This is a genomic window from Flavobacterium frigidum (assembly GCF_048286735.1).
GTDB lineage: Bacteria > Bacteroidota > Bacteroidia > Flavobacteriales > Flavobacteriaceae > Flavobacterium.
On record NZ_JBLVPU010000010.1, the window covers coordinates 66995 to 79908 of the forward strand.

Consider the following 12914-nt stretch of genomic DNA (forward strand, 5'->3'; position numbering starts at 1 on the left):
AAAATTAGAAATTGATAAAAAATGAAACAGTATAAATTCATATTAAGTGGTGGCGGAACGGGAGGACATATCTATCCTGCAATTGCTATCGCAAATGAATTAAAGGCTCGTTTTCCTGATGCCGAATTTCTTTTTGTAGGTGCCCAAGATAAAATGGAAATGCAAAAAGTACCTCAGGCAGGTTACAAAATTAAAGGACTTTGGATTTCAGGATTACAGCGCAGACTGACATTTGATAATGCGCTATTTCCAGTTAAGTTGCTTTCAAGCTTATTAAAATCTAGAACCATAATCAAACAGTTTAAGCCAGATGTGGTTATTGGAACAGGAGGTTTCGCAAGTGGCCCGTTATTGCAAGTAGCAGCAATTGCAGGAATTCCGACAGTAATTCAGGAGCAAAATTCTTTTCCTGGAATTACCAATAAACTATTGAGTAAAAAAGCCAATAAAATTTGTGTGGCTTATGAAAATCTGGAACGCTTTTTTCCAAAAGAGAAAATGATACTAACTGGAAATCCAGTTCGACAAGATTTAATCGATATCGAAAGCAAAAGAGAAGAAGCGATTCAGCACTTTAATTTAGATTCAAATAAAAAAACAGTATTGATTCTTGGAGGCAGTCTTGGAGCAAGAAGAGTAAATCAATTAATCGAAAAAGAGTTGGCAAATATGCTTTCTCAAAATGTTCAGGTGATTTGGCAATGCGGAAAGTTGTATTTAGAAGACTACAAAAAATACAATTCTACACATGTTCAAGTAGTCGCTTTTATTGAAAGAATGGATTTAGTGTATGCAGCGGCAGATGTTGTTATTTCTCGCGCTGGTGCTTCGTCTGTTTCAGAGTTGTGTATTGTGGGCAAACCAGTAATTTTTATTCCTTCTCCAAATGTTGCAGAAGATCATCAAACTAAAAATGCGAAAGCCATAGTCGATAAAAAAGGAGCGTTAATGTTAAAGGAATCTGAACTTGATGTGCAATTCGGCCTTGTTTTTGAAGACTTACTAAAAGATCAGAGAAAACAAAATCATCTGAGTGAAAATATAAGAGCATTGGCTTTGCCAGAAGCAACAAAACAGATTGTTGATGAAATTGTAAAGCTAATTAGATAGAAATAAAAACGATAATATACCAAAGACTTAAAATAAAATGAACTTAAATCAAATACATAACGTCTATTTTATCGGAATCGGAGGGATTGGGATGAGTAATTTGGCTCGTTATTTCAAGAATCTGGGGAAGAAGGTTTCTGGGTACGATAAAACGCCATCTGTTCTTACAAATGAATTGATTGAAAGTGGTATTTCAATTCATTTTGAAGATGATATACATGCTATTCCAAAAGATTTTTACTTAGAAAATACGTTGGTTATTGTTACACCGGCGGTTCCGAAGACACATTCAGAGTGGAATTATTTTCTAGAAAGAGACTTTCAAGTAAAAAAGAGAGCGGAGGTTTTAGGAATAATTACCAAAGATACTTTTTGTTTTGCAGTTGCCGGAACGCATGGTAAAACGACTACTTCAGGTATTTTAGGACATATTTTACTTGAGAGTGGAGCAGATGTTACCGCTTTTATTGGTGGAATTGTTGAGAATTATAATTCAAATTTAATAGGATGCGGAAAAACGGTAACTGTTGTTGAAGCAGATGAATTTGACCGTTCATTTTTGCATTTGCATCCCAATATTGCGTGTATCACTTCTATGGATGCTGATCATTTGGATATTTATGGAACCAGTGAAGCGATCGAGGAATCTTTTGTTGAATTTGCATCTAAAATTGAAGACAAAAGCAATCTTTTTATAACAAAAGAATTACCGCTAGAAGGCGTAACCTGTGCCGTTAATGAAGATGCAGTTTTCAAGGCTTTTAATGTTAGAATTGGAAATGGTAGCTATGTTTTTGATGTACAAACGCCCTCCGAAGTAATCCAAGATTTGCATTTTGGTTTGCCGGGAAGACATAATTTAATGAATGCTTTAATGGCTATCGCAATGGCAAAGTTATTCGGAACCCCAACCGATGCTATTGCAAAAGCCATTGCATCATTTAAGGGAATCAAAAGAAGATTTTCGTATCAGATTAAAACGGATGTCAAGGTGTATATTGATGATTATGCACATCACCCAACAGAAATTAATGCGGTGCATCAAGCAGTTCGAGAGTTGTATCCAAATCAAAAAGTCTTGGCCATTTTCCAGCCTCATTTGTTTAGTAGAACGAGAGATTTTGCTGATGATTTTGCCAAAAGTTTATCGGCCTTTGATGAAATTATTCTATTGGATATTTATCCTGCACGTGAATTGCCTATGGAAGGAATAAGCTCACAATGGTTGATGGGTAAAATGATAAACACCAATAAAAAATTGGTAGCTAAAAACGATTTAATTGCACGTATTTTAGAAAGTGATGCAACAATAATTGTTACAATAGGAGCAGGCGATATTGGAGAATTAGTACCAGCAATTAAAAAAGCGATAAATGAAACTATTTAATTGGACAAATATTCGATTATTACTGATGTTTGTGTTGGTGATTTTTTTATTTTCATTTACGTCAAATCGAAATGAAAATAGAAAATTGACTAAATCTATTGTTTTTTTTGAAGGAAATGACGCTCTTTTTGTAAAACAAGAAACGGTTAATAAATTGTTGATAGAAAATAAAAAAGACGCATCTAGCATTCAAAAAGTTAATCTAGATTTGAATACACTAGAAAAAACGCTCAACGCACAAGATATGATTGAAAAATCAGATGTATTTGTGAGTGTTGACGGTGTGTTAAAAGCAGTGGTAAAACAAAAGACTCCTATTGCTAGAGTTTTTGATAATAACAGTTCCTTTTATATTGATTATGAAGGAAATAAAATGTCGTTATCAAGTAATTTTACAGCTAGAGTTCCACTTGTTTCGGGGGGAATTAATAAAAAAAATAACGAAGATTTATCTGATTTGTTACGCTTAATTTATGACGATGCGTTTTTAAAAAAAAACATTATCGGAATCCAAATTATGCCTAACGGAAGCTTAAAAATGCTCAATAGAAATTTTGATTACCAAATTGATTTTGGTAGAATGATCAATGTGGAGTGTAAATTAAAGAATTACAAAGCTTTTTTTCAAAAAGCAGTTTTAGATAGTTCGTTATATAAATATAAAAAAATTGACCTCCGATTTACGGAACAAGTAGTTTGTACTAAATAATAGATAATGGAAAAAGAGAATATTGCAGTAGGTCTAGATATTGGGACAACTAAAATAGTTGCCATGATAGGCAAGAAGAATGAGTACGGGAAATTAGAAATTTTAGGTGTAGGCAAATCCAAAAGTTTAGGCGTGGCAAGAGGTGTTGTTAATAACATAACTCAAACCATACAATCTATTCAACAAGCGATTCAAGAGGCCGAAAATAACTCTGGCTATAAAATAAAAGATGTTGTGGTTGGAATTGCGGGACAACACATCCGCAGTATTCAACACACCGATTATATCAGTAGAAACAATCCCGAAGAGGTTATTGGCGGGAATGACATACAGCTTTTGATTGATCAAGTAAATAAATTGGCGATGTTGCCTGGCGAAGAAATTATACACGTCTTACCACAAGAATTTAAAATTGACGGACAATCTGAAATCAAAGAGCCAATAGGAATGTACGGCGGAAGATTAGAGTCCAGTTTTCATGTTGTTGTAGGGCAAGCTTCATCGATAAGGAATGTAGGCAGATGTATTCAAAGTTCAGGAATTGAATTATCTGGTTTGACATTAGAACCATTAGCTTCGGCGGATGCTGTTTTGAGTCAGGAAGAAAAAGAAGCTGGTGTTGCATTGATTGATATCGGTGGTGGTACGACAGATTTAGCCATTTTTAAAGATGGTATTATTCGTCATACAGCGGTAATTCCTTTTGGAGGAAATGTAATCACAGATGATATCAAAGAGGGTTGCTCCATAATAGAGAAACAAGCCGAATTGTTGAAAGTTAAATTTGGATCAGCTTGGCCAGGAGAAAATAAAGACAACGAAATTGTTTCTATTCCAGGATTAAGAGGGAGAGAGCCAAAAGAGATTTCCTTGAAAAACCTTTCTAAAATTATCCATGCAAGAGTGGTGGAAATTATTGACCAAGTTTTTACAGAAGTGAAAGCATACGGACACGAAGATCCTCGCAAAAAACTTATAGCTGGAATTGTACTTACTGGTGGAGGTGCTCAATTAAAACACATCAAGCAGTTAGTAGAATATATTACTGGAATGGATACAAGAATAGGATATCCAAACGAACATTTAGCCGGAAATTCAGACGAGGAAATTTCAAGTCCTTTGTATGCAACAGCAGTTGGATTGGTGATGAAAAGCATTGAAAATAAAACGCATAGTGCCATTCGAGTAGATGCTGTTGAACAACCTAAAGCTCCTGTATATAGACAAGCAGTTGTGCAAAATCCAGTTATTGAAAAAGAGGAAGAAGAGGATCAGAATCCAAATGAGAAACACAACTCTACTGTAAACAGGATACAAAGAAATTTCTTTGATCGTTATGTAGACAAGATTAAGGATTTCTTAGATAATGCAGAGTAATTTAGAAATAATAAAGAATATTGTTTTTTTTCCTTTTTGCCCCAAGTAAAAAGAAATAAAATCAAAAATAATAATAAATATCAAAAACCAAATAAAATGATGAGCAACTCAGAATTTGGAAGTATTTCATTTGATTTACCAAAGAACCAATCAAATGTAATAAAAGTTATTGGTGTAGGTGGAGGCGGAAGTAATGCAATAAACCACATGTTCAAGCAAGGAATTAAAGGCGTAGATTTTATCGTGTGCAACACAGACTCTCAAGCTTTACAAAGTAGTTCCGTGCCTAACAAAATTCAGTTGGGAGTGCATTTGACAGAAGGACTTGGTGCTGGAGCAAATCCAGATGTAGGACAGCAATCTGCTATTGAGAGTATTTCCGAGATTGAAAAAATGTTGGATAGAAATACTAAAATGGTATTTATCACTGCCGGAATGGGCGGAGGAACAGGAACTGGAGCTGCACCGGTAATCGCACAATTGGCCAAAGAAAGAGATATTCTTACAGTTGGGATAGTGACATTACCTTTCTTATTTGAAGGGAAAGTGCGTCAAGAACAAGCGTTAATTGGAATTGAAAAATTACGCAAACAAGTCGACTCTTTAATTGTTATCAATAATAATAAATTAAGAGAAGTATACGGGAATCTTGGTTTTAAAGCAGGATTTTCAAAAGCAGATGAAGTTCTGGCAACAGCCTCACGAGGAATTGCTGAAGTAATCACGCATCATTACACTCAAAATATCGATTTAAGAGATGCTAAAACCGTATTGTATAATAGCGGAACTGCTATTATGGGATCATCTGTTTCTTCTGGTGAAAATAGGGCCAAGGAAGCTATCGTTGCTGCTTTAGATTCTCCGTTGTTAAATGATAATAAAATTACTGGTGCCAAAAACGTATTGTTGCTTATCGTTTCTGGAACCAATGAAATTACAATTGACGAAATTGGAGAAATCAATGATCATATTCAAGCTGAAGCAGGGCATAATGCCAATATTATCATGGGGGTTGGTGAAGACGAATCACTAGGTGATGCTATTGCAGTAACCATTATTGCTACCGGTTTTGATATTGAACAACAGAACGAAATTGTAAATACAGAACCAAAAAAAATCATACACACCTTAGAAGATGAGCAAAGAAGCGTTCATAATCTAAGTAGTAAAACGGTTGCAGCTTTTGATTTAAATACAGAATCTCCAGCTTCAAATTCAAACGAAAGAATAGTTTTTGATTTATTAGAAGATACCGTTGTTGCTACTGAACCAGTGGTAACGTCTCCTACTATTAATAAAGAAGAATTAATAGTAATGTCTGAGTTTATTAAAAATTTAGACGTGACATTCGAGATAGTTTCTCCTATTACTGATATCGATTTTACAATTTCATCTCCAGTAGCCGAAGTAAAAGCAGTTCAGCCAAAAATTATCGAAAGACAAGAGCAAACTACTTTTTCTTTTGACTTACCACTCTTCAAAGCGGAACCAGTTGCGCAAGTTGAAGATAATAAGATAATGTTTGAGTTGACAAATGAAACTCGCGACATCAAAGTAAATGAAGCCGTTCAATTTGTTCCAGTGACAGAGTTGACTGAAAATGGAATTATCAAATATTCTCTTGAAGAATACATGGATCCAGAACCAGATTTCATGGCGAAGCCAGTTGCTAAAACTCCAGAAATTGTTGTGCCAGCTGAGTTGAATATCACAATGAAACAAGTGGACACAGCTGTAAATACAGCGGTTGACTTCGAGGCTATTTCTCCTATGGAAATGACAATCGAGGAATCATTACGAATGAGGGCTGATGAAAGAAGAAAAAAATTAAAAGAATTCAATTATAAGTTTCATAATAATGTTTCTAAAATTGATGAATATGAAAAAGAACCAGCTTACAAAAGATTGGGAATAGACATTTCAAACAATCAATCTAATAATACAAATTCGAGAATTTCTGTAGGAACAGACAGCAACAACGATTTACAGTTGCGTTCAAACAACTCGTATTTACATGACAACGTAGATTAACTAACTCAAACCAAAATGAGGTAGCCCGAAAATCTATAGCATTTTCGGGTTATTTTTTTTGTTTCGAGCAACAAGGCAATTTATTGTTAATTACAGTAAATTTCTTTAATTTTGTCGGGCCTTAGTCCAGCTGTCGTTTCAAGCTTTTTATCGCAACTATTTTTTTATAGGAACAAGAAAGAGCTTCTTTTAGTCGCTTTTCTAGTTCAATAAAAAATATAGTTCCTCTCAAAAGGCTTTCCACTACCATCTGGGGCAGAAAATAGGAATCATTTTCACAATTAGCTTTTCAACAATCGATTCATTCAACAATCGATTAACCAAATTAACAAAAAAGAATATGAGTTTATCAGTACAAATCATGGACGAAATGAAAACCGCCATGAGAGCCAAAGATACCGTTGCACTAGAAGCTTTGAGAGCTATTAAATCTGAAATCCTATTAGCACAAACAGCAACAGGATCAAAAGAAGAAATAACGGAAGATGACGAGGTTAAATTGCTTCAAAGATTAGTAAAAACGCGCAAGGAAAGCGCTAGAATTTTTACTGAACAAAACCGTCTTGATTTAGCTGAACCAGAATTAGCACAAATTGCAGTAATCGAAAAATTCTTGCCAGCGCAATTAAGTGAAGCAGAAGTTGAAGCTGTAATTGCTAAAATTATTGCAGAAACAGGTGCGTCAGGAATTGCATCAATGGGGAAAGTAATGGGTTTAGCAGCCGCACAATTAGGAGGAACAGCTGAAGGAAAAACCATTTCTACAATAGTTAAAAAATTATTGACATAAATTTTATGATTCAAGCTTAACGATAATAATTCACAAATCTAAAATCGTTAATCAAAAATCTAAAATCAAATGGCTGCGTAGTTCAACTGGATAGAATATCAGATTTCGACTCTGAGGGTTGCAGGTTCGAACCCTGTCGCGGTCACAAAAACAATTAAAAATGCTTCAAAAAATCAAGTTCCCTTGAGATTATTTTGGAGCATTTTTATTTTAAAGCGGTACTGTAAAATGGTATTTCAAATTTTTTTCTTTGTGCTTTTTGGAGCATTTTTTCTTGTACTTCTTATTTTCAGAGTGCTTGAACCAACGTATGTGTTTCTTTTTAATAAACCACTGTATGTGCACTGCTACCCTTTTACTAAGAAATTAAGACCAAGCGAGCGCCAAATTTTAGCTGATGATTTTCATTTTTACAATAGACTTTCTCCAAAACGGAAAACGTATTTCGAACACCGAGTTAAAGATTTTCTAATGCATTATGAGTTCATAGGAAAGGAAATTGAAATTTCAGAACAAATGCAAATGTTGATTGCCGGTACTTACGTGATGCTAACTTTTGGCATGAGGAAGTACTTGATTACTTTATTCGATAAAATAATAATTTATCCTTCTAGCTACTATTCTACTGTGAATGAAGCGTATCATAAAGGCGAATTTAATCCTAGAATGAAAGTCATTGCTTTTTCCTGGGAAGATTTTTTGCTAGGACATACGGCATCAAATGATAATATTAATTTGGGCTTACACGAGTTTTCGCATGTATTGCATTTTCATTGTTTACGAAGTAATGATCCAAGTGCAATAATATTTTTTGATGAATTTAATGAAGTCATACAATATTATAGCGATCCTTTTTTAAATAATGAATTAACTGAAAAAGAGTATTTTAGGGAGTATGCATATGAAAATCAATTTGAGTTTATATCGGTGGTGTTGGAGCATTTTTATGAAACCCCACAGATTTTTAGAAACCTACATCCAGAGCTTTATACTCACGTTTCAAGAATGATTAATTTTCAAGAAAGATAATAAAAACAAAAAATGGTGCTCAAGCACCATTTTTTATTATAAGTTTGTTAGCTTCTTTAAATCAAGTATCGTTTGTGTTGGGTTTTCTGCTTTAAAAACAAAACTTCCAGCTACGAGAACATCTGCTCCAGCTTCGACTAATTGTTTTGCATTTTTACTAGTTACACCGCCGTCTACTTCAATAAGTGTGGTAGCTCCTTTTTTAAGTATTAATGCTTTTAGTTTTTCAACTTTCGCGTACGTGTTTTCGATGAATGATTGTCCTCCAAAACCTGGATTAACACTCATGATACAAACCAAGTCAATATCATTAATTACGTCTTCTAGTAAGTCAATATTTGTATGTGGATTGATAGCGACCCCAGCTTTCATTCCTTCTGCTTTGATGGCTTGTAGCGTTCTGTGAAGATGCGTGCACGCTTCATAATGTACGCTCAGAATATTTGCGCCTAACTCGGCAAAAGTTTTTATGTAACGGTCTGGATCGACAATCATCAAGTGAACGTCAATTGTTTTTTTTGCATGGCGGTTAATGGCTTCCAGAACTGGCATACCATAAGAAATGTTTGGTACGAAAACGCCATCCATGATGTCAATATGAAACCAATCGGCTTCACTGTTGTTGATCATTTCGATGTCGCGTTGCAGATTTCCAAAATCGGCAGCAAGCACAGATGGTGCGATAAGTGTATTCTTCATTGTGTAGTTGTTACGTAGAGATGCACTGCAGTGCATCTCTACAGTTTGTGTAGTTTGTGCAAAAGTAGTTTTTTTGCAGCAATTGGAGAAAGTTTTTTATAGATTCAATTCGTCATTGGCCACTGGATTTGCGTAAAGGATAAAGGCGGTATCCTCGCAGCGTAACGGAGAGATAAAGCCGATAGCCTGACCCGAAGTTTTTACGTAGGGTTACGCCATAATAGTGAATAGTGAATTCCGATTATAAAAATAAAACTCAGGACTCGAGACTGACAGTCGAACAGCGAGTAGCTAAACCTGCGAGAGAAGCTTGAACTAACCAAGGTTTTGCTGAAAAAAGCAAAACTCCGGTAATCAGCCGGAGTTTCAATCATCAATCAAAAAACGAACAGTTAATCAGACCGTCGTTACTTATTAGTCGAAAGCCGAAAGTCAAAAATCATACTGTTGTTGGACGATATGATTTTTGACTTTATAGCATTTGACTGTATTATCCTAAATACGTTTTTAGTATTTTGCTTCTTGAAGTGTGTTTTAATCTACGGATTGCTTTTTCCTTGATTTGACGCACACGCTCACGAGTTAGGTCGAAAGTTTCTCCGATTTCCTCTAATGTCATTGGGTGTTGATCGCCAAGACCAAAATATAAACGAACTACATCAGCCTCTCGTGGAGTCAATGTTTCTAATGAACGTTCGATTTCAGTACGCAATGATTCGTGAATTAATTCTCTGTCTGGATTAGGAGATTCACCTGAACGTAAAACGTCATAAAGGTTAGAATCTTCTCCTTCTACAAGAGGCGCATCCATTGATAAGTGACGTCCAGAGTTTTTCATAGACTCTTTTACGTCATTTACGGTCATGTCAAGTTCTTTTGCAATTTCCTCAGCAGATGGTGGGCGCTCGTTAGATTGCTCTAATAAAGCATACATTTTGTTGATTTTATTGATAGAACCAATTTTGTTCAAAGGCAAACGAACGATACGAGATTGTTCTGCCAATGCTTGTAATATAGATTGACGAATCCACCATACCGCATACGAGATGAATTTGAAACCACGTGTTTCATCAAAACGTTGTGCTGCTTTTATCAATCCTAAATTCCCTTCATTAATTAAATCGGGAAGGGTCAATCCTTGATTTTGATATTGTTTAGCCACCGAAACTACGAAACGTAAATTGGCTTTTGTTAATTTTTCTAATGCTTTTTGGTCACCAGCTTTAATCTTTTGCGCTAACTCTACCTCTTCGTCAGCAGTTATAAGGTCAACTTTTCCAATTTCTTGTAAATATTTGTCTAATGATGCAGTTTCACGATTCGTTACCTGCTTGGTGATTTTAAGTTGTCTCATGTTTTTGTCTCCTCAATTTTATGTATACAAATGGTTATACGTATTAGGTTTCAAAAAAGTTACAAAAAAAATATTTTTAACGCAAATTACTTTTTATGCTTCAAGAAAATTATTTTTGACTAAAAAGAGAAATTTCTAATCCTGTTAAAATATTTAAATCTATAGCTTTGCTGGACTCAAGATTATTCTTGCTATTGAGTTGGTATTTCAACATCGGCTCAATATTAATTTTAATTCTTGGAGAAATTTTATAATCTATGCCAATACCAATATTTGTTCCAAAAGTTTTACTTAGGAGTTGTGAAGTTTTTCCTATTTTGGCAAAATAGCCACTTTCTGTTGCTACAGAAACTTCGTTATTACTTAAAAACAGGTAGTTTAATCCTATAATTGCATTTAGTCCTATTTTACGTTTAATAATATTATATTTTATCTCTATTGGAATCTCTGAATATGAAATTTCTTGAACGATTTTCATAAACTCAGAATTGTTCGATTGGTTAAAAATGTATGTATTTGAAAAACCATTTTTATATTCAATATTGGAGTAATTTGGAGTGTTTATCAAAGCTTTTTCTGTGATAGTAGCAGATTTATTTCTTCCAAATCCAAAGCGAATACTTAAATTTTCAGTTGCTTGATAATTGACGTATGAACCGTAATTAATAATTATTTTAGATTTTTTTGAATTTGTATTTAAGCGACTATCAAGCGTTGAATTTTTACTAGAAAATATGTTAGATGTTGGCGAGCTATAAATATAGATGCTATATAATTTACTTTCATGTGTAATTTTAGAAATAGTATCATTCTTGGAAACTATTGTAGCTATTTTTTTCTTCAGTATACTGTCCTGATTATTTGTTTTATCATTTTTGATATTGAGACTTTTTGAGGTAATATTCGCCGTATCCATTAAAAAATCAGTTGTACTTTTTGTAGGGTACAATGAGGTTGAGGCCGAAGCTTTATCAATATTACTTGTGTCTGAAATGGGGAGATAGTATGTATGTAACGAAAATTTATTTTTCTTATAATAAGATGTTTTATTATTGGATTGATGGGAGCTTCTCAAATATTTATTTCTTACCTCATTTATCTGTATTGATTTAGTTTTTTCAATTTTTAAATTTTTTTCAGTAGTTGCACTTTTTTTGTAAATAGATGAACTAGATTTTCTAGCAGAATTTGAATAATACTTGTGAAAAAATAAATTATCAGATAGTATATTATTTGTGTCGCTTTTTCCACTTAAATTTTGATCAGACTTTAAAAAAGTTTTTTGTGATAGTGAATTGATAGTATCAGTTTCTTCAATTCTTTTTTTGGAACTACTAGTGTTGTATTTTTTAATAACAATCTCCTTTTCTTTAAAATTGAAAAGTTTATTTGTTTGAAATGAAGTGGGGAAAATCAACCATGAGGATAGTATTCCAGTAGAAAACACTAAAACAATTATGAACCAAAAATAAGCAACTTTTCTTTTTTTCTTTCGATCTAATGCTGACTGAATAATATTCCATCCATCATCGTTCGGAGTTTTGTCCAAGTGATTAAGTTGTTCTCTAAATATAGTCCCTATGTCTTTTTTATTCTCCATATGGTAATGAGTATTTTGCATTCCACTGTGTTAACTTAATCTTTTCTTTCAATATTAATTTAGCGCGATGTAAGTTCGATTTTGACGTATTGGCTGAAATCGATAGAATTTCAGCAATTTCATTATGCGAATAATTATCAAGTTCGTACAGACTAAAAACTAACCGATACTGGTGCGGTAATTCTTGAATAAATCTCAAAATTGTATCTAAGTTAAAATCAATATCATTTTCATCAACTGTTGTTTCCTGATTATGTTTGTCTTCAATAGGAATCCATTTAAACGTCTGTTTGTATCTATTTATAGCTTTATTTATAGCTATTCGTTTCATCCAACCTTCAAATGTACCTTTGCCTTTATAATTTTTGATATTAATAAAAATTTCGATAAAGGTATCATGTAAATTATCCTCTGCTTCGGTTTCATTAGCACAATATTTAAGGCTAAGCACAAAAAGAGTTTTTTTATACAAGTGGTATAACTCTTCTTGTGCTACTCTATTTTGCTCGATGCACGATTTTATGAGATTTTCTGTTGACAATAAAATGAATATTTAGAAAAGGGTCTTCTTTAATTTAAAATATCTTTTAGCCCTTGCTTTTATGTTATTAGATGCAGAAATTTTATTTTGAGGCGTAATAGTTACAGTTTTAAAACCGATAATTTGCACAGTATTTGCATCTATTTGACTAATAGTCCACTACTTTAATTTTAAAAGTCGCCTAAACTTTGCAAATGTATTTTTTCATAAACCAACTTCAATTCATCTTTGGATGGTAAAAAAACAATCTTTGTTAATATTTAGTTCGAAAAATAGTGCTTTTTTAG

Annotated in this window: 11 protein-coding genes and 1 tRNA gene; 8 read left to right on the plus strand and 4 right to left on the minus strand. The window is 33.6% G+C overall.

The features are described from left to right. The first annotated feature begins 21 nt into the window (after positions 1–21). The 8 genes from murG to ACNQGO_RS07830 all read left to right on the plus strand — a co-directional run bounded on the left by murG (position 22) and on the right by ACNQGO_RS07830 (position 8433). Entirely contained in the window at positions 22–1110 is a 1089-nt protein-coding gene (murG, locus tag ACNQGO_RS07795) for an undecaprenyldiphospho-muramoylpentapeptide beta-N-acetylglucosaminyltransferase (protein WP_417984910.1), read from the plus strand. Positions 1111–1147: 37 nt separating this feature from the next. Then, the gene (gene murC / locus ACNQGO_RS07800) at positions 1148–2497 is read left to right on the plus strand and encodes a UDP-N-acetylmuramate--L-alanine ligase (RefSeq protein WP_417984911.1); all 1350 of its coding nucleotides are present in this window, start codon (positions 1148–1150) and stop codon (positions 2495–2497) included. Further along, positions 2484–3206 carry a cell division protein FtsQ/DivIB gene (locus tag ACNQGO_RS07805; RefSeq protein ID WP_417984912.1) on the plus strand — a complete coding sequence of 241 codons (723 nt, stop codon included), beginning with the start codon at positions 2484–2486 and terminating at the stop codon, positions 3204–3206. Before murC ends, ACNQGO_RS07805 begins: the two co-directional genes overlap by 14 nt. 6 nt (positions 3207–3212) lie before the next feature. Then, a complete protein-coding gene (gene ftsA / locus ACNQGO_RS07810; RefSeq protein WP_309754849.1) occupies positions 3213–4583 on the plus strand; it encodes a cell division protein FtsA in 1371 nt (456 codons plus the stop codon). Between the two features lie 96 nt (positions 4584–4679). Beyond that, the gene (gene ftsZ, locus ACNQGO_RS07815; RefSeq protein ID WP_417984913.1) at positions 4680–6614 is read left to right on the plus strand and encodes a cell division protein FtsZ; all 1935 of its coding nucleotides are present in this window, start codon (positions 4680–4682) and stop codon (positions 6612–6614) included. A 340-nt stretch (positions 6615–6954) separates the two neighbouring features. After that, positions 6955–7404 carry a GatB/YqeY domain-containing protein gene (locus tag ACNQGO_RS07820; RefSeq protein WP_099714450.1) on the plus strand — a complete coding sequence of 150 codons (450 nt, stop codon included), beginning with the start codon at positions 6955–6957 and terminating at the stop codon, positions 7402–7404. Between the two features lie 71 nt (positions 7405–7475). Continuing rightward, positions 7476–7549 (plus strand) — tRNA-Arg (locus ACNQGO_RS07825). Between the two features lie 83 nt (positions 7550–7632). After that, entirely contained in the window at positions 7633–8433 is an 801-nt protein-coding gene (locus tag ACNQGO_RS07830) for a zinc-dependent peptidase (protein WP_417984914.1), read from the plus strand. Between the two features lie 36 nt (positions 8434–8469). On the opposite strand, the gene rpe is transcribed toward ACNQGO_RS07830, so the two are convergent. From rpe to ACNQGO_RS07850, 4 genes are all read right to left on the minus strand, one after another. After that, the gene (rpe, locus tag ACNQGO_RS07835) at positions 8470–9132 is read right to left on the minus strand and encodes a ribulose-phosphate 3-epimerase (protein WP_417969988.1); all 663 of its coding nucleotides are present in this window, start codon (positions 9130–9132) and stop codon (positions 8470–8472) included. A 490-nt stretch (positions 9133–9622) separates the two neighbouring features. After that, positions 9623–10486, minus strand: a complete 864-nt coding sequence (locus tag ACNQGO_RS07840) for a sigma-70 family RNA polymerase sigma factor (RefSeq protein ID WP_007137700.1) — start codon at positions 10484–10486, stop codon at positions 9623–9625. A gap of 109 nt (positions 10487–10595) precedes the next feature. Next, complete coding sequence (locus ACNQGO_RS07845; protein ID WP_417984915.1) at positions 10596–12086, minus strand: hypothetical protein; 1491 nt, start codon at positions 12084–12086, stop codon at positions 10596–10598. Continuing rightward, entirely contained in the window at positions 12076–12627 is a 552-nt protein-coding gene (locus tag ACNQGO_RS07850) for an RNA polymerase sigma factor (protein WP_417947341.1), read from the minus strand. The genes ACNQGO_RS07845 and ACNQGO_RS07850 overlap by 11 nt, the downstream gene beginning before the upstream one ends. Positions 12628–12914: the final 287 nt, after the last annotated feature.

Excerpts from the sequence above, each read along its gene's own strand:
- murC (WP_417984911.1), top strand. The coding sequence starts at position 1,148 with ATGAACTTAAATCAAATACATAACGTCTATTTTATCGGAATCGGAGGG.
- ftsA (WP_309754849.1), top strand. The coding sequence starts at position 3,213 with ATGGAAAAAGAGAATATTGCAGTAGGTCTAGATATTGGGACAACTAAA.
- murG (WP_417984910.1), top strand. The coding sequence starts at position 22 with ATGAAACAGTATAAATTCATATTAAGTGGTGGCGGAACGGGAGGACAT.
- ACNQGO_RS07840 (WP_007137700.1), bottom strand. The coding sequence starts at position 10,486 with ATGAGACAACTTAAAATCACCAAGCAGGTAACGAATCGTGAAACTGCA.
- rpe (WP_417969988.1), bottom strand. The coding sequence starts at position 9,132 with ATGAAGAATACACTTATCGCACCATCTGTGCTTGCTGCCGATTTTGGA.
- ACNQGO_RS07845 (WP_417984915.1), bottom strand. The coding sequence starts at position 12,086 with ATGGAGAATAAAAAAGACATAGGGACTATATTTAGAGAACAACTTAAT.
- ACNQGO_RS07820 (WP_099714450.1), top strand. The coding sequence starts at position 6,955 with ATGAGTTTATCAGTACAAATCATGGACGAAATGAAAACCGCCATGAGA.
- ACNQGO_RS07830 (WP_417984914.1), top strand. The coding sequence starts at position 7,633 with ATGGTATTTCAAATTTTTTTCTTTGTGCTTTTTGGAGCATTTTTTCTT.
- ftsZ (WP_417984913.1), top strand. The coding sequence starts at position 4,680 with ATGATGAGCAACTCAGAATTTGGAAGTATTTCATTTGATTTACCAAAG.
- ACNQGO_RS07805 (WP_417984912.1), top strand. The coding sequence starts at position 2,484 with ATGAAACTATTTAATTGGACAAATATTCGATTATTACTGATGTTTGTG.